This is a genomic window from Cupriavidus necator A5-1 (assembly GCF_000744095.1).
In the GTDB taxonomy this organism is placed as follows: Bacteria; Pseudomonadota; Gammaproteobacteria; order Burkholderiales; family Burkholderiaceae; genus Cupriavidus; species Cupriavidus necator_A.
Map to the genome: position 1 here is coordinate 1,716,179 of NZ_JQLI01000008.1, position 20,853 is coordinate 1,737,031.

Below are 20,853 nucleotides of genomic sequence, written 5' to 3' on the forward strand. Positions count from 1 at the left end.
CTTGACGGCGCCATCCGCGGGCGGCGGCGCCTCCGGCGCCGGACGCCCTGACTACGCCCGCTTCGGGCTCTTCTACCTTGGCTACTACGGCTACGTCGGCGTTATCTCGCCGTACGTGAGCCTGTATTTCGCCGGGCGCGGCTTCGATCCCGTGCAGATCGGCGTGCTGATGGCGAGCTTCCAGGTCAGCCGCATCGTCGGCCCCTACCTGTGGGGCTGGCTGTCCGACGTGATGCACACGCGCGTGCGCATCCTGCGCGTCAGCGCGTTCACCTCATTGCTGGCCTTCCTGATGCTGCCCGGCGTCGGCAGCTACGGCGGCATGATGGCGATGATGCTGACGCTGAGCCTGCTGACCAGCGCGATGTCGCCGCTGGGTGATGCGCTGACCATTTCCACCCTGCGCCGCTACGGCGCCTTCGACCACAGCTACGGCCGCATCCGCATGTTCGGCTCGGCCGGCTTTATCGGTGCGGTGCTGGCGGGCGGGGCGCTGTTCGAAGCGGTCGGCATGCGCGCCTTCCCGTGGGTGGCGAGCGCCTTGCTGGCGATCCTGGTCGGCGTGGTGCTGACCATGCGCGATGCCACGGACGAGGGGCCGCGCGTGCCGGCGCCGCCCGCGTTGCCGCTGCTGCGCCGCCCGGACGTGGCGTGGTTCCTGGCGTCAGCCTTCCTGATGATGTTCGCGCACGCCGCGCTCTACGTATTTTATTCGCTGTGGCTGGAGAAGCTCGGCTACAGCAAGTTCGCCATCGGCGTGATGTGGACCGTCGGCGTGGTGGCCGAGATCGTGTTCTTCTACTACCAGGGCCTGCTGTTCGCGCGCTATGCGCTGCGCACCATCCTGGCGGGCACCTTCGTGCTGGCGGCGCTGCGCTTCGGGCTGACCGGCTACTTTGCGCAGTTCGCATGGCTGATGGCGCTGGTGCAGGTGCTGCACGCCGCCACCTTCGCGGCGCACCACAGCGCCAGCCTGAAGCGGCTGCAGACGTGGTTCTCCGGGCCGTTGCAGGGGCGCGGGCAGGCGCTGTACACGGGCATTTCCTACGGCGTCGGCGGCACGCTGGGCGGGCTGGCGATGGGCTGGACCTGGAACGCGCTGGCGCCGGAGCATACCTTCGGGCTGGCTGCGATCGCCGCGGCGGCCGGCGCCTTCTGCGCCGCGATGAGCTTTCGCGGCGAAGGCATAGGCACCGGCGCGGTTCAGGACAGCGCCGCGCCGACCCGCTCGGCGATTGCCAGCGACGAGGTCAGTCCCGGTGATTCGATCCCGAACAGGTGAACCAGTCCCGGCACGCCATGCACCGCCGGGCCATCGATACGGAAGTCCGCCGCCACTTCGTGCGGGCCGCTGATCTTGGGGCGGATGCCGGCATAGCCCGGCTGCAGCGCGCCGTCGGCCAGCCCCGGCCAGTAGCGGCGCACCTCGTCATAGAAACCATCGGCATCGGCCGGGTCCACGCTGTATTCGATCTCGTCGATCCAGCGCACATTGGGGCCGAAGCGCGCCTGGCCGCCCATGTCGAGCGTCAGGTGCACGCCCAGCCCGGCCGCCTCGGGCACCGGGTAGATCAGCCGTGAGAACGGCGCGCGGCCGACCAGCGTGAAATAGCAGCCCTTGGCGTAGTACTGCGGCGGGATGTGCGCCTCCGGCATGCCGTCGAGGCGGCGCGCCAGTTCCGGCGCGGTCAGGCCGGCCGAGTTCACCACGGTCCGCGCCAGCAGCGTGGTCGCGCTGCCATCCTCGTTGCCGACTTCGAGGCGGATACCTTCCTGCGTCACCGCGCCGCCCAGCACCGGTGACTGCACCGCCAGCATCGCGCCGGCGTTCTCGGCATCGCCCAGCAGCGCGGTCATCAGGCCGTGGCTGTCGATGATGCCGGTCGAGGGCGACAGCAGCGCGGCGTGGCATTGCAGTTGCGGCTCCAGCGCCTGCGCTTCGGCCTGGCTGAGCAGGCGCAGGTCATCGACGCCGTTGGCCGCGGCCTTGGTACGGATGCCTTCCAGCGTGGCCACCTGCGCTTGGCTGGTGGCGACGATCAGCTTGCCACAGCGCTGGTGGGCGACATGGTGCGTGGCGCAGTAGTCGTACAACATGGCCTTGCCGCGCACGCACAGCTGCGCCTTCAGCGAGCCGGCGGGATAGTAGATGCCGGCGTGGATCACTTCGCTGTTGCGCGCGCTAGTGATGGTGCCGAAGGCGTTCTCGGCCTCCAGGATGATCACTTCGCGGCCCTGCAGCGCGAGCGCGCGCGCCACCGCCAGTCCCACCACGCCGGCGCCGATGACGACGCAATCCACCTTTTCCATGCTCGTTCCTTGGTTGAGTGTCTCTGTATTTGGGGGTCAGCCGGGCAGGCCCAGGCGGGCGGCCGCGGCGGACAGGTGCTGTTGCGCGGCCTCGCGCGCTGCAGCGGCGTTGCCGGCGGCAATCGCTTCGGCCAGCGCCGCATGTTCGCTGTCGGCGGCGCGCGGGGCGCCGGTGCTGGCAACCAGTCGCGCGGTGTTCTCCCACGCGCGCTGGCGCGCGGCCAGCATCTGCTGGCTGACGAAATCGGTCAGGCCGGTAAAGCAGGGGTTGTGCGCGGCCTCGGCGATGGCATGGTGGAAGGCCATGTCGGCCGCCGCGGCACTGGCCATGTCGCCCTGGCCGTTGGCCTGCGCCCGCATCGCCGCCAGCGCGGCGCGGATGGCATCGACGTCGGCCTCGGTGCGCCGCTGCGCCGCCATTTCCGCGCAGGCGGTTTCCACCACGCGGCGCAGTTCGAACAGTTGCGCCAGCGTCGGGCCGCCGTCCGGCGCGCTGGCCACGCGCCAGGCCTGGCCGCCTGGCGTCTCGGACACATAGGCGCCCGAGCCCTTGCGTGTGACCAGCACGCCGTCGGCCTTCAACTGCGCGATGGCCTCGCGCACGATCGGCCGGCTGACGCCGAAGGTGTCGGCCAGGCTGGCTTCGGCAGGCAGGCGCGCGCCGGCGACGTAACGGCCGGCGAGGATGTCGTCGTGCAGGGACTGGGCGATGCGGCTGGCCAGCGAGGGCGGGCGGGGCAGGGTTGTCATGGGGGCAATATGTCAGGCTGTCAGACAGCTTTTATGCGATTCTGGTCCCGAACTTGCCGGGCGTCAAGCCTGGCGCACGGAGCGAATGCTACACATACGGTTCTCCGCCATCGGCAAGCGCTTAATTTCCACGCGACGGCGCCGATAGTGATCGAATACAGGTGGCGGATACTGCCCGGCAGCTCCGCCGTGGGTTTGCCATTGCCACGGGGACGACCCACCGGGCCCCTCTGCAAACAGCCATGATTCAGCTCACTCCCAACGATCTTCCTGTCGGACACCCGCTGCCCTGGTCGCTGCTCGACGGCGACGGCAACCTGGTGCTCGGCGGCGGCAGCGTCATTCCCGACGCGCGCGACCTGGCGCTGGTGTTCCGGCACGGCGTGGTCTGCCGCGAGGACGACGGCGACAACCCGGACGACTGCGTGCGTCCCACGGCCGGCCCGCTCGGCCTGCAGGTCGGCACGCTGCTGCATATCAAGCATGAAGGCGAGACCGCGCGCGCCGCGGCCAGCCGCCTGATCGGCTTTATCGAGCAAGGCCTGTTCGTAACCTGGCCCCAGCTCGGCGGCCGCGACCTGCCGCTGCAGGCGGGCGACAATGTGCTGCTGCGCGGCTTCTCCGGGCAGGCCATCCACAGCTTCACCTCGACCATCACCGCGGTCTGCCGCAGCCCGTTCCGCTACCTGGTGCTGTCGGCGCCGGCGCAGCAACATGCGACGCCGGTGCGCAAGGCCGCACGCGTGCCCACGCGCCTGGCGGCCTACCTGACCGAGCCGGAGGACGAGGATGCTGTCGAGTCGGGTACGGCGCGGCTGGCGCTGCTGTCCGACCTCAGCACCGGCGGCGCGCTGGTGCATACCACCGCGCCGTCGCCTGCGCCGGGCAGCCGCGTGCGGCTGCGCTTCAAGATGCGGACCGCGTCATTCGACAGCGAAGTGACCGTCGATGGCTGGGTGCGCGTGGCGCCAGAGGGTCCCGGCGAAGACGCCGATTTTCCGGCCTTCGGCGTAGCCTTCGACGTGCTCGCCGAACGCGAGATGACACTGCTGCAGTGCTATATCTACGAGCAGCTGCTGTCGAACACGTGCATGCTTTTGTAGCCTGCAGCCCTGTAGCGGCCGTTTGGAGGAATTCCGCTAATGTTTTGATTGTCTTCACGCGGTGCGCGGTCTTTACTGCTTTCAACAAAAAAAGACCCACCACCGAGGAGACAAGATGGAGCACAGCGGACACCGTGACCCGGGCCACGCGTGCGGGCGCAGCACGCATGCGGCAAGGAAGCAGGCGGCCGGCAGGATCCTAGGGACCATAGCGGCACTGGCTGCCGCGGCCACGATGGCCTGGTCGGGGCCCGCCACTGCCGAGAGCGCAGACTACGCAAAGACGCGCTACCCGATCGTGCTGGTCCACGGGCTCACCGGCGCCGCGAAAATGGGCGGCGTGCTCGACTACTGGTACGGTATCCCCGAAATACTGCGTGCCCACGGCGCGCGCGTCTATGTGGCCACGGTGCCCTCGTTCAACAGCGACGAAGAGCGCGCGCTGGCACTGCAGGCGTATGTGCGCGCGATCAAGCTCGAAACCGGCGCCGACAAGGTCAACCTGATCGGCCACAGCCAGGGCGGCCCGACCTCGCGCACGCTGGCGGCGATGTCGCCGCAGGATATCGCTTCGGTGACCACCATCGGCAGCCCGCACCGCGGCAGCCCGGTGGCCGACACGGTGCTGGACCTGATCAACGGTGTCAACAGCATTGCGATCGCGGGACCGGTGCTGGTCGGCCTGATCCAGGGGGTGTTCGATGCGGTCGGCTGGTTCAACGGCATCAGCAACGGGCAGGCGCTGGACCAGGATGCACTGGCTTCGCTGAGGATCCTGACCACGAAGGGCGCCGCCGAGCAGAACGCGCGGCTGAATGCCACGCTGGTGCCGGGCACGAAGTCGGCACTCGGGCCGGACTGCGACACGCCCGGCGCTACCTTCGAGCAGCGGCAGGCGCGCGATGCCGCGGGCAATCTCGTCACCCATACGCAGTCCGCGTATTCCTGGACCGGGCAGGGCGGCCCCTTCAGCCTGCTGCGCTCCAACCTGCTGGATCCGACCACGGTGATGATGTCGACCCTGGCCGGGATCATGGACCTGAAGGGCGCCGGGCCGAATGACGGGCTGGTGTCGGTCTGCAGCAGCAAGTGGGGCCGGGTGCTGGCCACCGGCTATTACTGGAACCACCTCGACGAGGTGAACCAGATGGCCGGCCTGTACCAGGACGTGGACCCGCGCACGGTGATCCTCAGCCACGCCAACCGGCTGCGCAATGACCAGCTCTGAACGCGCGCCGTGGCTCTGGCTGGCGTTGTTGCCGGCGGGCGTCGCGGCGGTTGCGGTGTACTGGATGACGATGCCGTCCGGTCCGGATGCCGTGCCGCAACGCGCGGCATCCGTCGCCGCTGCAAATCGGTCGGTAACGCTGGCTGACACAGGGCTGGGGGGCAGCGTCTCCGCATTGCCATCGCTTGCGGGCGTCGACGTGCCCGCCGGACCGGAAACCGATGCGCACGGCAACCTGCGGTTGACGCGTGCATTGCGCACGTACTTCGACTACTTCCTCAGCGCCCGCCTTGATGCCGGCGGTGCCGGGGCGCTCGACCAGTTGGTGTACGACGATATCCGCCGCCGGGTGCCGCAGCCGGCTGCGGGGCAGGCGTGGCAGCTCTGGCAGCGCTATGTGGCCTATCTTGCCGAGATACAACCGCAGGCGGCGAACAAGCCGCTGGCGGATGCAGGCGAGGGCACGCTGAATGCCACGCAAGTCGGTCAACTGCGGGCGCTGCAGGCCACGCGCAACGCGGCACGGCACCGTCTGCTGCCGGAGGTGGCGACGATCTGGTTTGGTGACGAGCAGGCATACGACGGTGCCATGCTGGCACGGCTGGAAATTGCGGCACAGCCGGGGCTCGACGAGGCGGAGCGGCAACGGCGCCTGGCCGCGCTCGACGCTGCGCTGCCCGAACCCTTACGCGCCACGCGCGAAGCCAGTGCCCGTCCGCAGGCGATTGGCGACACCATCGCCGGCATGCAGGCAGCGGGTCGGAGCGCGCAGGATATTGGCGCGGCGCTGGCGCAGGTTTATGGGCCGGAAGTTGCGCAGCGCTACCAGCAGCAGGCACAGGCCGAGCAGGCGTGGCAACAACGCTACGACGACTACGCGGCTCGCCGCGCGCAGATCGAATCGTTTCCGGGTTTGTCGGAGCAGGATCGCCGGCAGCAGCTCGAAGCGTTGCGGAAGCAGGCGTTCAGCAACCCCAGCGAGGCGCTGCAGGCTGCGGCGGTGGACAAGGCGATGGCGGCGCGGCGGCAGACGCGGTAGCGATTGCGCTTCGCTCGCCGCTGGTTTGCGCCCCTCTCCCCCTGAGGGGAGAGGGAGAACACCGCTTAGGCTAGTTCGGGCGGCTTTGGTGCATCCAGAAACCGTTGGCTTCGCCTGACGTGGTGGTGTTACATCCCCACGTAGTTCGGCCCGCCACCACCTTCCGGCGTCACCCACACGATGTTCTGCGTCGGATCCTTGATATCGCAGGTCTTGCAGTGCACGCAGTTCTGCGCATTGATCTGCAGCCGTTCCTTGCCCGACGTTTCGTCCTGCACGAACTCATACACACCTGCCGGGCAGTAGCGCGACTCGGGGCCGGCGTACTTGTCCCAGTTGATGTTCACCGGCACGCTGGCGTCCTTCAGCGTCAGGTGGGCCGGCTGGTTCTCTTCGTGGTTGGTGTTGCTGATAAACACCGAGCTCAGGCGGTCGAAGGTCAGCTTGCCGTCCGGCTTCGGGTAGACGATCTTCTCGCACTCGGCCGCCGGCTTCAGGTAGACATGGTCCGGCTTCACGCGGTGGATGGTCCACGGCGGGTTGCGGATGCCCAGCTTGGGCAGCAGCCATTGCTCGATGCCGGTCATCAGCGTGGCGGTGGTGCGGCCCTTCTTGAACCACTGCTTGAAATTCTTGGCCTGCAGCAGTTCCTTGTACAACCAGCTCTGCTCGAACGCGGCCGGGTAGGCGGTCAGCTCGTCGTGCTGGCGGCCGCCCTGCAGCGCGTCATAGACAGCCTCGGCGGCCAGCATGCCGGTCTTGATCGCGGCGTGGCTGCCCTTGATGCGCGAGGCGTTCAGGTAGCCGGCGTCGCAGCCGACCAGGGCGCCGCCCGGGAACACGGTCTTGGGCAGCGACAGCAGGCCGCCGGCGGTGATCGCACGGGCGCCGTAGCTCAGGCGCTTGCCGCCTTCGAAGTACTGACGGATTTCCGGATGCGTCTTGAAGCGCTGGAATTCCTCGAACGGCGACAGCCACGGGTTGGTGTAGTCCAGGCCGACCACAAAGCCGACCGCGACCTTGTTGTCTTCCATGTGGTACAGGAACGAGCCGCCATAGGTGGCGGGGTCGAGCGGCCAGCCGGCGGTGTGCACCACCAGGCCGGGCTTGTGCTTGGCCGGGTCGATTTCCCACAGTTCCTTCAGCCCGATGCCGTAGCTCTGCGGATCCTTGCCGGCGTCGAGCTTGAATTTCTCGATCAGCTGCTTGCCCAGGTGGCCGCGCGAGCCTTCGGCGAAGATCGTGTACTTGGCATGCAGTTCCATGCCGAGCTGGAAGTTCTCGGTGGGCTCGCCTTCCTTGTTGATGCCCATGTTGCCGGTGGCCACGCCCTTGACCGAGCCGTCCTCGTTGTAGAGCACCTCGGCGGCCGGGAAGCCCGGGAAGATTTCCACGCCCGCCGCTTCGGCCTGCTGGCCCAGCCAGCGCACGAAGTTCGACAGGCTGATGATGTAGTTGCCTTCGTTGTGGAAGCACTCCGGCAGCAGCGCCGGGGGCGTGCCCTTGGAGCCGGCCTCGTTCAGGAACAGGAACTTGTCCTCGGTCACGGCCTGGTTCAGCGGTGCGCCCAGTTCGTTCCAGTTCGGGATCAGTTCGTTGAGGGCGCGCGGATCCATGATGGCGCCCGACAGGATGTGGGCGCCGGGCTCGGAGCCCTTTTCCAGCACGCACACGTTGACGTCGGCGCCTTTCTCCTGCGCGAGTTGCTTCAGGCGGATGGCCGTGGCCAGGCCGGCGGGGCCGCCGCCGACGATGACCACGTCGTATTCCATGGCTTCACGCGGTCCGAACTGCTCCAGGAGTTGTTGCTGATCCATTGTCTCTAACCCTCTATTTCTTCGCAGCTTGCTTGCAATTGTGGGAAATGCGGTGATCGTTCTGCACAGAACTCGTGCCGGCCGGCGCAAACTGCGCGGGGAGGGGAAGTTGGCAGCGATTTGATGCCCGAAGGCGCCGGATTCGCTGGTTTTCCCTCTTTCCCTTTGCTGGCCAAGTTCTTAGAATCTCCGGCATTGTCCGGGACTCGCCACCCACAGGCAAGGATTTTTTTGGAACGGTCGTTCTTTTTTTGGTATGCTGCCTTCTGCTCCTGATTTGGCGGGAGGGGCTCCCGCACAAGAGGTCACTATGGGTTTGTCGATCAATCTGGAAGGCAAGGTAGCGCTGGTCACCGGCGCCTCGAGCGGGCTCGGCTCGCGTTTTGCCACCGTGCTGGCCGCCGCGGGCGCCAAGGTGGTGCTGGCGTCGCGCCGCACCGAGCGGCTCAAGGAACTGCGCGCGGCCATCGAGGCCGAGGGCGGCAGCGCCCACGTGGTACGCCTGGACGTCACCGACCCGGACAGCATCCGCGCCGCTGTTGCGCATGCGGAAACAGAAGCGGGCTCCATCGATATCCTGGTCAATAATTCGGGCGTGTCGACCACGCAGAAGCTGACCGACGTCACCGCCGACGACTTCGATTTCGTCTTCGATACCAATACCCGCGGCGCCTTCTTCGTCGCCCAGGAAGTGGCCAAGCGCATGATCGCGCGCGCCAAGGGCGCCGAGAAGAACGGCAGCCCGCTGCCGCAGGCGCGCATCGTCAATGTCGCGTCGGTGGCGGGGCTGAAGGTGCTGTCGCAGATCGGCGTGTATTGCATGAGCAAGGCGGCCGTGGTGCACATGACCAAGGCCATGGCGCTGGAATGGGCGCGCCATGGCATCAATACCAACGCGATCTGCCCGGGCTATATCGATACCGAGATCAACCACCATCACTGGGACTCGGACGCTGGCCAGAAGCTGATCCAGATGCTGCCGCGCAAGCGGCTGGGACGCCCGGAGGACCTGGACGGCCTGTTGCTGCTGCTGGCGTCCGACCAGTCACAGTTCATCAACGGCGCCGTCATCACCGCCGACGACGGCATGGTCTGACGGCCTGACGGGCGTAATGCCTGTCGAGGGGGCGTCACCACCCCCTGCACCCGGCTGCGCGCCACAAGCGCGCGGGGGTGCCCGACTGCTTGCCCAGGGCTTATCCGGTCCCCTTGGGCGTTCCCCGCCTTGCGGCCGCGTCGTCGCCAGCCAGCGTCGCCGCTCAGAAAATTCGTGTGCCTAGCACGCCAGTCTTGGCATAATCCGCCATGTCTGCAGATTAAGTCTTTACATACAAGCAAAAAACGCCGCAGCGGCCGCCAGGCCCGAGCGGCCCGGACCGGAGGCCGGGGGAGATGGAGCAACAAGACGAGGCACGGCGCAATGCCGTGCCGCAACACGTCGTCGATTCCGCGGTGGTCCCGCAGGCTGTCGACGAAGCGCAGGACGCTGAATTCCGGGTTTCGCCCCGCCTCGAGGACTGGATTGGCGTGATCGTGATGGTGCTGCTGGTCGGCATCACCTTCGCCAACGTGGTGGTCCGCTATTTCACCGACGAGTCGTTTGCCTGGACCGAGGAGTTCTCGGTCTTCCTGATGATCGTGCTGGCGCTGGTTGCCGGCAGTGCCGCGGTGGCGCGCGACCGCAATATCCGCATCGAATTCTTCTTCGAACGCGGCAGCGCGGCCCGGCAGCGACGCCTTGCGATCCTGTCGGCGCTGGGCGTGGCCGTGATGTTTATCGCGCTGGCGGTGCTGGGTGCGCGCATCGCCTGGGATGAATACGCCTTTGGCGAGACCTCGCCCGGCATCGGCGTGCCCAGTTGGTGGTACTCGATCTGGCTGCCGGTGCTGTCGGCTGGCATCTCGCTGCGCGCGCTGGGGCTGATGGTGCGCAACGTGCACGCGCTCAAGGCGCTGCATGAAGGCAAGGCCGCCACGACGGAGAAGGCGCAATGACGTTCGTCGCCATCACCTTGTTCGTCGTCTTTATCGGCCTGATGCTGCTGGGCGTGCCCATCGGCGTGTCGCTGGGCCTGGGCGGCCTGGTCGCGATCGGCCTGTCCAATCTCGATACCCAGATGTTCGGCCTGCTGGCCGTGCCGCAGAACTTCTACGCGGGGCTGGCCAAGTACCCGCTGCTGGCGATCCCGATGTTCGTGCTGGTCGGTTCGATCTTCGATCGCTCCGGCGTGGCGCAGCGGCTGGTGACCTTTGCCATCGCCGTGGTCGGCCGCGGCCCGGGCATGCTGCCGCTGGTGGCGATCCTGGTGGCGATGTTCCTTGGCGGCATCTCAGGCTCCGGCCCGGCCAACGCGGCCGCGGTGGGCGGCGTGATGATCGCGGCGATGTCGCGCGCGGGCTATCCCGGCTCGTACAGCGCCGCGGTGGTCGGCGCGGCGGCCGCGACCGACATCCTGATCCCGCCGTCGGTGGCGTTCATTATCTACAGCGTGCTGGTGCCCGGCGCCTCGGTGCCGGCGCTGTTCGCCGCCGGCATGATCCCCGGCGTGCTGGCCGGCATCGCGCTGATCGTGCCGGCGGTGTGGCTGGCGCGCAAGCACAACATGGGCGCCGCCGAAGCCGCGCTGCCGCGTCCGCCGTTCTGGAAGAGCCTGCGCGAAGCCGCATGGGGCCTGGTGGCGCCGTTCCTGATCCTGGGCGGCATGCGCGCCGGCTGGTTCACGCCGACCGAAGCCGCCGTGGTGGCGGTGGTCTATGGCCTCTTCGTCGGCATGGTGGTGTATCGCAGCATCGGCATGCGCGACCTGTTCACCATCTTCCAGGAGGCGGCCGAGACCTCGGCGGTGATCCTGCTGGTGGTGGCGCTGGCCGGCATCTTCGCCTATGCGCTGTCGACGCTGGGTGTGATCGATCCGTTGGCGCATGCCATCGCCAATTCCGGGCTCGGCGAGTATGGCGTGCTGGCGCTGATCGTGCTGCTGCTGATGACGGTGGGCATGTTCCTGGACGGCATCTCGATCTTCCTGATCTTCGTGCCGCTGCTGCTGCCGATCTCCAATGCCTTCCACTGGAACCCGGTATGGTTCGGCGTGGTGCTGACGCTGAAGGTGGCGCTGGGCCAGTTCACGCCGCCGCTGGCCGTGAACCTGATGGTGTCGTGCCGGATCGCCCGCGTGCGCATGGAAGAGACCGTGCCCTGGGTGATCTGGATGCTGCTGGCGATGTTTATCGCCATGCTGATGGTGCTGGCCTATCCGCCGCTGGCGACGTGGCTGCCGGAATACCTCGGCTATTGATCTTTTGCATTCAACAACAAGAATTGACGATTCCCGAGAGGAGATGAGATGAAACGTCGTGCCCTGATGCTCGCAACGGCAGCCGCCATTGCCGCTTCCGCCTTCGCCCCCGCCGGCGCGATGGCCCAGACCTACAAGTCCGAGTACAAGATGTCGCTGGTGCTCGGCCCGGCCTTCCCGTGGGGCAAGGGCGGCGAGATCTGGGCCGACCTGGTCAAGCAGCGCACCAACGGTCGCATCAATATCAAGCTGTACCCGGGCACCTCGCTGGTGGCCGGCGACCAGACCCGCGAGTTCTCGGCGATTCGCCAGGGCGTGATCGACATGGCGGTGGGCTCGACCATCAACTGGTCGCCGCAGGTCAGGGAACTGAACCTGTTCTCGCTGCCGTTCCTGATGCCCGACTACAAGGCGCTTGACGCGCTGACGCAGGGCGAAGTCGGCAAGTCGATCTTCACCACGCTGGAGAAAGCCGGCGTGGTGCCGCTGGCCTGGGGCGAGAACGGCTTCCGCGAGGTATCGAACTCCAAGCGCGAGATCCGCAAGCCGGAAGACCTCAAGGGCCTGAAGCTGCGCGTGGTGGGCTCGCCGCTGTACATCGAGACCTTCAACGCGCTGGGCGCCAACCCGACCCAGATGAGCTGGGCCGACGCGCAGCCGGCGATGGCCTCGGGCGCAGTCGACGGCCAGGAGAACCCGCAGTCGGTGTTCGCTGCCGCCAAGCTGTACACGGTCGGCCAGAAGTTCGTCACGACGTGGGGCTACGTGGCTGACCCGCTGATCTTTGTGGTCAACAAGCAGATCTGGGAAAGCTGGACCCCGGCCGACCGCGAGATCGTCAGGCAGGCCGCCATCGACGCCGGCAAGCAGGAAATCGCGCTGGCCCGCAAGGGCCTGGTCGAACCGGGCGCGCCGGCATGGAAGGACATGGAAACGCACGGCGTCAAGGTCACGCACCTGAGCCCGGCCGAGCATGACGCCTTCCGCAAGGCGACCGCCAAGGTCTACGACAAGTGGAAAAAGCAGATCGGCACCGACCTGGTGACCAAGGCTGAAGGCGCGATCGCCAAGCGCTGAGCCATGGCGTAACGGAGCTGGCCTGCTGGCATCGGTGGGCCAGTCCGCACGGAGGCTGTGAATGAAGCACGTCTACACGGTTCTGATGCCCATCCGGTGGGGCGACATGGATGCCATGGGCCATGTCAACAACACCGTCTATTTCCAGTACCTGGAGCAGGCGCGCATCGAGTGGTTTGCATCGCTCGGCCGTGGCGGCAAGGATGCGCACGGGCAGGGCCCGGTGATCATCAACGCGCATATGACCTTCCTGCGGCAGCTGCGGTATCCGGGCGATATCGAATGCCGTGTGTATGCCGGGCAGCTCGGTCGCACCAGCTTCGAGACTCGCATGGAGATCCGCCGCACCGACCTGCCCGATGTGGTGTGGGCCGAGGGTGGCGCCAAGGTGGTGTGGTGTGATTACGCCCTGGAGAAGTCGGTGCCGGTGCCGCCGGAGATTCGCGCGATCATCGAGGGCTGACGCCCGCAGTGGGGTTCAGTGGTGGACCAGTCGCTGCACCAGGTCGACCGAAGTGCTGGCCCCATACTTCTTCATCAGCCGCGCCCGGTAGATATCCACCGTGCGCGGGCTGATCGCCAGCAGCTTGCCGATCTGCTTGCTGGTCTTCCCCTCCACCAGCTGCGCCGCGATCTCGCGTTCGCGCGCCGTCAGCTCGGCCGTCACCTGGCGCTTCTGCGACAGGTCCTCGAAGGTCCAGATCCCGGCGCCCAGCGGTTGCGCGCGGTCCAGGGCGCGGCCGGTGACGTGGCACCAGAACAGCTCGCCGCCGGCGCGCTTCATGATGCGCTCGTCCGAATACATGCCGCGCTTGTTCATGATCGGCACGATGCGCGCGCCGGTGCGCTCGAATTCGTCGGCGGTGGGGTAGAGCACCTGGAACGACTGGCCCAGCAGCGCCTCGCGCGTGGTGCCAAAAATGCGGCAGACCTCCTCGTTGCAGTCTTCGATCACGCGCTCGCGTGACAGCACCAGGCCCACGGGGGCGAGCTGGAAAGCGGTCTGGTAGTCGATAGCGGGCATCTGCTTATGTATTTTTACGTAATGGCGTAGCCGGCGGCGCTTGCGTATGCTGTCGGTCGGACGACAGTCGGCGCCCGCCGCCGATTGTACCGTTACAATTTCCCTGCGTCGCCCGCCGCACACCCTGCGGCAGGAAGAACGACAGCGGACCCCCGAGGAACTACCGTGGAAGGAGCGAACATGAACAAGGTCTACGCCAGCGCCGCAGAAGCGCTTGCAGGCGTCGTCCGCGACGGCCAGACAATCGCCGTTGGCGGTTTCGGCCTGTGCGGCATCCCCGAGGCGCTGATTGCCGCGCTGCGCGACAGCGGCGTCAAGCAGCTCACCTGCATCTCCAACAACGCCGGCGTCGACGGCTTCGGCCTTGGCCAGCTGCTGGCCACACGCCAGATCAGGAAGATGATCTCGTCCTACGTGGGCGAGAACAAGGAGTTCGAGCGCCAGTACCTGGCGGGCGAACTCGAGCTCGAATTCACCCCGCAGGGCACGCTGGCCGAGAAGCTGCGCGCCGGCGGCTCGGGCATTCCGGCCTTCTTCACCAAGACGGGCGTGGGCACCATCGTCGCCGAAGGCAAGGAAATCCGCGAATTCGACGGCGAGAAGTACGTGATGGAGCGTTCGCTGACCGCCGACGTGGCGCTGGTCAAGGCGTACAAGGCCGACAAGGCCGGCAACCTGGTGTTCCGCCGCACCGCGCGCAACTTCAACCCGATGTGCGCGATGGCGGGCAAGGTCACCATTGCCGAGGTCGAGCATATCGTCGAGACCGGCGAGCTGGACCCGGACGAAATCCACCTGGCCGGCATCTTCGTGAAGCGCCTGGTGCTGAACACCAATCCCGAGAAACGCATCGAGCAGCGCACCGTGCGCGCGGCCAGCTAAGGAGACCGATCATGGCATGGACACGTGACGAAATGGCCGCGCGCGCCGCGACCGAGCTGCAGGACGGTTTCTACGTCAACCTGGGCATCGGCTTGCCGACGTTGGTGGCCAACTGGGTGCCGCAAGGCATGGAAGTGTGGCTGCAGTCGGAAAATGGCCTGCTGGGCATCGGCCCGTTCCCGACCGAGGATGAAGTCGACGCCGACATGATCAATGCCGGCAAGCAGACCGTGACGACGCTGCCGGGCTCGTCGATCTTCTCGTCGGCGGATTCCTTCGCGATGATTCGCGGCGGCCACATCGACCTGGCCATCCTGGGCGCGATGCAGGTCAGCGAGCAGGGCGACCTGGCCAACTGGATGATCCCGGGCAAGATGGTCAAGGGCATGGGCGGCGCGATGGACCTGGTGGCCGGCGTCGGCCGCGTGGTGGTGCTGATGGAACACACCGCCAAGAAGAAGGACGGCACCGAGGACATCAAGATCCTGAAGCAGTGCAACCTGCCGCTGACCGGCGTGGGCGTGGTCAACCGCATCATCACCGACCTGGGTGTGATCGACGTGACTGATGAGGGTCTGAAGCTGGTGGAAACCGCTCCGGGTGTCACCCGGGAGGAAATCCAGGCCAAGACGGGCGCGCCGCTGCTCTGAGCGACGTACCGACTGTAGCCTGCCAGACCCCTGTGGCGCGATGCGTCGCAGGGGTTTTTTCTTTGGTGGGCGGATCCCGGCACCTGCCCGCCCGGACTATGCCGGACGGGTGGCGATGATAGCTCTTCCGACGAATACCGCGGCGCCGCTGCGCTCACTATGCTGGCCGATTTCGGCAGGGCGTGGCCCGGCCATGGATGAAACCTTACGGAACGTGCGCGATGCCGGCTTCCCCGAACCGATCCCTGCCACTGGTGTACGCCTGCTCCGGCTGCTCCAGCGTGGCGCAACTGGCCAATGCCTGCGCGGTGCGGCTCGACCGCAGCGGGCGTGCGGAAATGTCCTGTATCAGCGGCGTGGGCGGCGGCGTACCGGCGCTGACGCGCGTGGCGCAATCCGGGCGGCCGATCCTGGCGCTGGACGGCTGTCCGCTGGCTTGCGTTCAGGCCTGCCTGGCCGGTGTGGGCGTGGTGCCGGACCAGCACCTGGTGCTGAACCGGCTGGGCGCGGTCAAGCGCCAGCACGGCGAATGCACCGAGGGCGAAACCGAGACGGTATGGCGGGAAGTGGAAGCGGCGCTGGCGAGCCTTGCCGGCGCGCAGTGATGGCCGGATGCGCCGTGGCGCACCCGGCAAGGCAGGCCGTCAGGCGGCCGGCTTGTTGTAGCTGGCAAACACCGAGGCGGCGCCGTCAGCCTTGACTAGCAGCACGTCGAACGGGTCCTTGTGCGGGCCCTGTTCCATGCCCGGCGAGCCCACCGGCATGCCCGGCACCGCCAGCCCGACCGCCTTGGGCTTTGCCGCCAGCAGCTTGCGGATATCCGCCGCAGGCACGTGCCCCTCGATCGCATAGCCGCCGATATACCCGGTATGGCACGAGCCGAAACGCTCCGGCATGCCGAAGCGCTTGCGGTAGACGCCGGTATCCTCGACGTCATGCACGGTCACGGTGAAACCATTGGTGCGCAGGTGCTTGACCCAGTCTTCGCAGCAGCCGCACAGCGGGCTTTTGTAGACGTCGATGGCCAGGGGCTTGGCCTGGGCGAACGCATCGGCCACGGGCCCCAGCACGCCCACGGCGAGCGTGCCGAGCGCCAGCGCACCGAGGGTGCCGAGGAAGCGTCGTCGTTGCATCCGCCGCTCCTTACTGCGCCACCCAGCCGCCGTCCATGTTCCAGATCGCACCGCGCACCTGACGTGCCGCTTCGGACGACAGGAACACGGCCAGCGCACCCAGCTCATCGGGCGTGACGAACTGGCCCGAGGGCTGCTTCTCCAGCACCAGCTCGCGCTTGGCCTGCTCGACCGGGATGCCTTCCTTCTGCGCGCGCGCTTCCACCTGCTTCTGCACCAGCGGCGTCAGCACCCAGCCCGGGCAGATCGCGTTGGCGGTCACGCCGGTCTGCGCGGTTTCCAGCGCGGTGACCTTGGTAAAGCCGACGATGCCGTGCTTGGCCGCCACGTAGGCCGACTTGTTCGCCGAGGCCACCAGCCCGTGCGTGGAAGCGACGTTGATGATGCGGCCCCAGTTCTTCTGCTTCATGCCGGGCAGCACCAGGCGGGTGGTGTGGAAGGCCGAGGTCAGGTTGATGGCGATGATCGCGTCCCAGCGCTCGGGCGGGAACTCCTCGATGCAGGCCACATGCTGGATGCCGGCGTTGTTGACCAGGATATCGGCGCCGCCGAAGTCGGACTCGGCGTAGTGCATCATGTCCTCGATCTCGGCCGCCTTGCTCATGTCCGCAGCGTGGTAGCCGACCCGGATGCCGTGGCCGGCCTGCGCGATCTCGTTCTTTGCGGCGTCCGCGTCACCAAAGCCGTTGACGATGATGTTGGCGCCCTGGGCCGCCAGCGCCTTCGCGATGCCGAGCCCGATGCCGCTGGTCGAGCCAGTCACCAGTGCGGTCTTGCCGTTGAGCATGTAAGCCTCCGTCGAGAGAGAATGGGATGCCACGGTAGGGGTGCCACAGTGAGGGCGGACCGCGCCGTGGCGGTGCGCGGCAGCGTGTGCGGTGGTGCAGACACTGCGCTGTGGCATTGTACTCGCTGCGGCGTACAATCCAGCTTTGCTCAACCTCCGGCGGCGCCGCTTTTTCGCGGTGAGCGGTCCGGTTTGTCAGGGAGTCCAGATGTCTGCCAGTCCGCGCCTCGGTTTTGTCCAGTGCATCAGCCCGGCGGGCCTGCACCGCATGGCCTACCACGAGTGGGGCGACCCCGCCAACCCGCGCGTGCTGATGTGCGTACACGGGCTGACCCGCACCGGCCGCGACTTCGACAGCGTCGCCAGTGCGCTGTGCGGCGACTACCGCGTGGTCTGCCCCGATGTGGCGGGCCGCGGACGCTCGGAATGGCTGGCCGATCCCAACGGCTACGTGGTGCCGCAGTACGTATCCGACATGGTTACGCTGATCGCGCGGCTCAACGTGGAGCAGGTGGACTGGTTCGGCACCTCGATGGGTGGCCTGATCGGCATGGGGCTGGCCGGGCTGCCGAAGTCGCCGGTGCGCAAGCTGCTGCTCAACGACGTGGGCCCGAAGCTGGCGCCCTCGGCGGTGGAGCGGATTGGCGCTTACCTGGGCCTGCCGGTGCGCTTCAAGACCTTCGAGGAAGGGCTGGCCTACCTTCAGACCATCAGCGCCTCGTTCGGTCGCCATACGCCCGAGCAGTGGCGCGAACTGAACGCTGCCATCCTGAAGCCGGTGCAGGGCGCCGAAGGCCTGGAATGGGGCTTGCATTACGATCCGCAGCTTGCCACGCCGTTTCGCAAGTCCACCCCGGAGCTCCTTGCTCTGGGTGAGGCCGCGCTGTGGCGCGGCTTCGAGGCCATCGAAGGGCCGGTGCTGGTGGTGCGCGGGGCGCAGTCGGACCTGCTGCTGCGCGAGACCGTGGCCGAGATGGTGGCACGCGGCAAGCATGTGAGTTCGGTGGAAGTGCCCGACGTGGGCCATGCGCCGACCTTTGTCGATCCGACGCAGATCGCCATCGCCCGCCAGTTCTTTGTCGGGGGCGCTTGAGCGTATCGTGCAGCGGACTATTTTTTTACCCCTTAACGCATTGTCATGAGTAACCAAGAACTGAAGCGCGCCCACGTGGGCAAGCGGTTGTCCGAATACGCGGTCTACAACGGCGTGGTCTACCTGGCCGGGCAGGTGCCCGAGGTCGAGCCCAAGGCCGATATCCGCGGCCAGACGCGCGAGGTGCTCGGCCATATCGACCGCCTGCTGGCCGAGGCCGGCAGCGACAAGACCCGCATCCTGTCATGCCAGATCTTCCTCACCAACGTCGACCTGATCGGCGAGATGAACGAGGTCTGGGACGCCTGGGTGCCCCAGGGCAATACGCCCCCGCGCGCCACCGTCGAAGCCCGCCTGGCCAATCCCGAGTACCTGATCGAAGTGGTGGTGACCGCTGCGCTCAACTGATGCAGGCGTAGTGACATGGTGACGTCCACCGACCTGACCGCGCGGGTCGCGGGCATCCCGGATGCCGAGCTGGTCGAACGCGCGCTGGCTTATGTGCGCGAGCACGGCGCCGAGGTAGCGCTGCCCACCGGAGAGAGCGTGCTGTCGCATGCGCAAGGCATGCTGCGCATCCTCGACGGCCTGCGCGTCGACGATGCCGCGCGCGCCGCTGCCTGCCTGTTCGGGCTGGCGGCATTCGTGCCCGATACCGAGGCCGATATCGCGCCGCGCTTCGGCGACGAAGTCGCGCGGCTGGTCAACGGCGTACGGCAACTGCTGCGCATCGGCGCCATTGCGGGCAGCCGATCCGATGCCGAGCCGGCCACGCAGTCCAAGAACGAGGCGCAGGCACGCCACGAGCAAGTCGAGGCGCTGCGCAAGATGCTGCTGGCGTTTGCGCAGGACATCCGCGTGGTGCTGGTGCGCCTGGCCTCGCGGCTGCAGACGCTGCGCTGGATGGCCGAGACCAAGCAGGCGCCCCAGCCCGGCGTGGCGCGCGAAACGCTCGACATCTACGCGCCGCTGGCCAACCGCCTCGGCATCTGGCAGATGAAGTGGGAGCTGGAGGATCTGGCGTTCCGCTTCGAGCAGCCCGATACCTACAAGCGCATCGCCAAGCTGCTGGACGAAAAGCGCATCGAGCGCGAGGGCTATATCGCCAGCGCCATCGCGCGGCTGCAGTCCGAGCTGGCCACCGCCGGCATCCGCGCCGAGGTGAGCGGGCGGCCCAAGCACATCTACAGCATCTGGAAGAAGATGCGCGGCAAGGAGCTGGATTTTGCCGATCTGTACGATGTGCGCGCCTTCCGCGTGATCGTCGACGATATCAAGGACTGCTACACGGTGCTGGGTATCGTCCACCATATCTGGCAGCCGATCCCGCGCGAGTTCGACGACTACATCTCGCGGCCCAAGGCCAACGGCTACAAGTCGCTGCACACGGTGGTGATCGGCGATGATGGCCGCGCCTTCGAGGTGCAGATCCGCACGCACGAGATGCACCACTTCGCCGAATACGGCGTGGCGGCGCACTGGCGCTACAAGGAGGCGGGCAACCGCGGCTACGCCGGGCAGTTCTCCGCCAGCGAGCGCTATGACGAGAAGATCGCCTGGCTGCGCCAGCTGCTGGCCTGGAAGGACGACGCCGACCACAGCGTGGCGCACGACGAGTGGGAGCAGATCAAGCACGCCGCGATCGACGACCATATCTACGTGCTGACGCCGCAGGCGCGCGTGGTGGCGCTGCCGCAGGGCGCGACGCCGCTGGACTTTGCCTACTACCTGCACAGCGACCTGGGCCACCGTTGCCGCGGCGCGCGCGTGGACGGCACCATGGTGCCGCTGAACACGACCCTGAAGAACGGCCAGACCGTCGAGATCATCGCGGTCAAGCAGGGCGGGCCGTCGCGCGACTGGCTCAATGCCGAGCTCGGCTACCTCGCCAGCAGCCGCGCGCGGGCCAAGGTGCGGGCCTGGTTCAACGCGCTCGATTCGCAGGAAACCATCGCGCAGGGCCGCGCGCTGATCGATAAGACGCTGCAGCGCGAAGGCAAGACCGCGGTCAAGCTGGAAGACCTGGCTACGCGGCTGGGCTTCAAGACGCCGGACGATCTGTTCGCCGCGGTGGCCAAGGACGAGTTCAGCCTGCGCCACGTCGAGCACGCGCTGCGCCACCCGGAAGGGGAAGTGCAGGCGCCGCTCAGCGAGGAAGACGCCGTCACCAAGAAGAGCCGCGCCACCAGCGTGGCGCGCGGCGCCAAGAGCGGCGTGCTGGTGGTGGGCGTGGATTCGCTGATGACGCAGATGTCGCGCTGCTGCAAGCCGGCGCCGCCAGATGACATTGTCGGCTTCGTCACGCGCGGGCGCGGCGTGTCGATCCATCGGCGCAACTGCCATACCTTCCAGCAGCTGTCGGCGCGCGCGCCGGAGCGGGTGATCCAGACCGAGTGGGGCAAGAAGAGCCACGCCGCGGTGTATCCGGTCGACATCCATGTCGAGGCCATCGACCGGCAGGGGCTGCTGCGCGATATCTCGGAAGTGCTGTCGCGCGAGAAGATCAACGTGACCGGCGTGAAGACGCTCTCCAGCAAGGGCGTGGCGCGCATGCAGTTCACCGCCGAAGTGTCCGAGGCTACGCAACTGCAGCGCGCGCTTCAGTTGATCGAGGATGTGCAGGGGGTGTTGCAGGCAAAAAGAAAGTGATGCTATACTTGCTGC

General features: G+C 67.1%; 21 protein-coding genes. 15 read left to right on the top strand and 6 right to left on the bottom strand.

All coding sequences use genetic code 11. From position 1 onward, the window contains the following. The first annotated feature begins 1 nt into the window (after position 1). Positions 2-1,282 (top strand): MFS transporter, encoded by a 1,281-nt coding sequence (locus K307_RS32090; RefSeq protein ID WP_042884973.1) that lies wholly within the window; start codon positions 2-4, stop codon positions 1,280-1,282. On the opposite strand, the gene K307_RS32095 is transcribed toward K307_RS32090, so the two are convergent. Next, complete coding sequence (locus K307_RS32095) at positions 1,204-2,310, bottom strand: NAD(P)/FAD-dependent oxidoreductase (protein WP_042884975.1); 1,107 nt, start codon at positions 2,308-2,310, stop codon at positions 1,204-1,206. The two genes, K307_RS32090 and K307_RS32095, sit on opposite strands and share 79 nt — an antisense overlap. Positions 2,311-2,346: 36 nt before the next feature. Beyond that, complete coding sequence (locus tag K307_RS32100; RefSeq protein WP_042884977.1) at positions 2,347-3,060, bottom strand: FadR/GntR family transcriptional regulator; 714 nt, start codon at positions 3,058-3,060, stop codon at positions 2,347-2,349. A 242-nt stretch (positions 3,061-3,302) separates the two neighbouring features. On the opposite strand from K307_RS32100, the gene K307_RS32105 reads away from it, so the two are divergent. The 3 genes from K307_RS32105 (at position 3,303) to K307_RS32115 (ending at position 6,430) form a co-directional block, all read left to right on the top strand. Further along, positions 3,303-4,163 carry a flagellar brake protein gene (locus tag K307_RS32105; protein ID WP_042884978.1) on the top strand — a complete coding sequence of 287 codons (861 nt, stop codon included), beginning with the start codon at positions 3,303-3,305 and terminating at the stop codon, positions 4,161-4,163. A 115-nt stretch (positions 4,164-4,278) separates the two neighbouring features. Next, complete coding sequence (locus K307_RS32110) at positions 4,279-5,391, top strand: esterase/lipase family protein (protein ID WP_042884979.1); 1,113 nt, start codon at positions 4,279-4,281, stop codon at positions 5,389-5,391. After that, complete coding sequence (locus K307_RS32115) at positions 5,378-6,430, top strand: lipase secretion chaperone (protein ID WP_080745287.1); 1,053 nt, start codon at positions 5,378-5,380, stop codon at positions 6,428-6,430. Before K307_RS32110 ends, K307_RS32115 begins: the two co-directional genes overlap by 14 nt. Before the next feature lie 128 nt (positions 6,431-6,558). On the opposite strand, the gene K307_RS32120 is transcribed toward K307_RS32115, so the two are convergent. Beyond that, the gene (locus K307_RS32120; protein ID WP_042884980.1) at positions 6,559-8,247 is read right to left on the bottom strand and encodes an electron transfer flavoprotein-ubiquinone oxidoreductase; all 1,689 of its coding nucleotides are present in this window, start codon (positions 8,245-8,247) and stop codon (positions 6,559-6,561) included. Between the two features lie 310 nt (positions 8,248-8,557). Here K307_RS32120 and K307_RS32125 point away from each other — a divergent pair, with 310 nt between their 5' ends. The 5 genes from K307_RS32125 (at position 8,558) to K307_RS32145 (ending at position 13,083) form a co-directional block, all read left to right on the top strand. Continuing rightward, positions 8,558-9,343 (top strand): SDR family oxidoreductase, encoded by a 786-nt coding sequence (locus tag K307_RS32125; protein WP_022534388.1) that lies wholly within the window; start codon positions 8,558-8,560, stop codon positions 9,341-9,343. A gap of 296 nt (positions 9,344-9,639) precedes the next feature. After that, positions 9,640-10,242: a TRAP transporter small permease gene (locus K307_RS32130; RefSeq protein ID WP_042884981.1), complete on the top strand. Its 603-nt coding sequence runs from the start codon at positions 9,640-9,642 to the stop codon at positions 10,240-10,242. Continuing rightward, positions 10,239-11,543 carry a TRAP transporter large permease gene (locus K307_RS32135; RefSeq protein ID WP_042884982.1) on the top strand — a complete coding sequence of 435 codons (1,305 nt, stop codon included), beginning with the start codon at positions 10,239-10,241 and terminating at the stop codon, positions 11,541-11,543. The genes K307_RS32130 and K307_RS32135 overlap by 4 nt, the downstream gene beginning before the upstream one ends. Before the next feature lie 48 nt (positions 11,544-11,591). Beyond that, positions 11,592-12,620 (top strand): DctP family TRAP transporter solute-binding subunit, encoded by a 1,029-nt coding sequence (locus tag K307_RS32140; RefSeq protein ID WP_042884983.1) that lies wholly within the window; start codon positions 11,592-11,594, stop codon positions 12,618-12,620. 61 nt (positions 12,621-12,681) lie between these two features. Continuing rightward, positions 12,682-13,083: an acyl-CoA thioesterase gene (locus tag K307_RS32145; protein ID WP_042884984.1), complete on the top strand. Its 402-nt coding sequence runs from the start codon at positions 12,682-12,684 to the stop codon at positions 13,081-13,083. Between the two features lie 15 nt (positions 13,084-13,098). Here K307_RS32145 and K307_RS32150 read toward each other — a convergent pair whose 3' ends face one another. Then, a complete protein-coding gene (locus K307_RS32150; protein ID WP_022534393.1) occupies positions 13,099-13,644 on the bottom strand; it encodes a PAS and helix-turn-helix domain-containing protein in 546 nt (181 codons plus the stop codon). Positions 13,645-13,824: 180 nt separating this feature from the next. Here K307_RS32150 and K307_RS32155 point away from each other — a divergent pair, with 180 nt between their 5' ends. The 3 genes from K307_RS32155 (at position 13,825) to K307_RS32165 (ending at position 15,781) form a co-directional block, all read left to right on the top strand. Next, positions 13,825-14,526, top strand: coding sequence for a CoA transferase subunit A (locus tag K307_RS32155; RefSeq protein ID WP_042884985.1), 702 nt, complete (start codon positions 13,825-13,827; stop codon positions 14,524-14,526). A gap of 11 nt (positions 14,527-14,537) precedes the next feature. Continuing rightward, complete coding sequence (locus K307_RS32160; RefSeq protein ID WP_042884986.1) at positions 14,538-15,176, top strand: CoA transferase subunit B; 639 nt, start codon at positions 14,538-14,540, stop codon at positions 15,174-15,176. 221 nt (positions 15,177-15,397) lie between these two features. Beyond that, positions 15,398-15,781 carry a putative zinc-binding protein gene (locus tag K307_RS32165; RefSeq protein WP_042884989.1) on the top strand — a complete coding sequence of 128 codons (384 nt, stop codon included), beginning with the start codon at positions 15,398-15,400 and terminating at the stop codon, positions 15,779-15,781. A 39-nt stretch (positions 15,782-15,820) separates the two neighbouring features. On the opposite strand, the gene K307_RS32170 is transcribed toward K307_RS32165, so the two are convergent. After that, positions 15,821-16,309 (bottom strand): DUF411 domain-containing protein, encoded by a 489-nt coding sequence (locus K307_RS32170; RefSeq protein WP_042884990.1) that lies wholly within the window; start codon positions 16,307-16,309, stop codon positions 15,821-15,823. 10 nt (positions 16,310-16,319) lie between these two features. After that, complete coding sequence (locus K307_RS32175) at positions 16,320-17,096, bottom strand: 3-hydroxybutyrate dehydrogenase (RefSeq protein ID WP_042884991.1); 777 nt, start codon at positions 17,094-17,096, stop codon at positions 16,320-16,322. Between the two features lie 208 nt (positions 17,097-17,304). On the opposite strand from K307_RS32175, the gene K307_RS32180 reads away from it, so the two are divergent. From K307_RS32180 to K307_RS32190, 3 genes are read left to right on the top strand one after another with little or no spacing between them, the layout of a single operon-like run. Further along, complete coding sequence (locus K307_RS32180) at positions 17,305-18,189, top strand: alpha/beta fold hydrolase (protein WP_042884992.1); 885 nt, start codon at positions 17,305-17,307, stop codon at positions 18,187-18,189. 45 nt (positions 18,190-18,234) lie between these two features. Next, positions 18,235-18,597, top strand: coding sequence for a RidA family protein (locus K307_RS32185; RefSeq protein WP_042884993.1), 363 nt, complete (start codon positions 18,235-18,237; stop codon positions 18,595-18,597). A gap of 15 nt (positions 18,598-18,612) precedes the next feature. Next, a complete protein-coding gene (locus tag K307_RS32190) occupies positions 18,613-20,838 on the top strand; it encodes a RelA/SpoT family protein (protein ID WP_042884995.1) in 2,226 nt (741 codons plus the stop codon). Positions 20,839-20,853 lie beyond the last annotated feature (15 nt).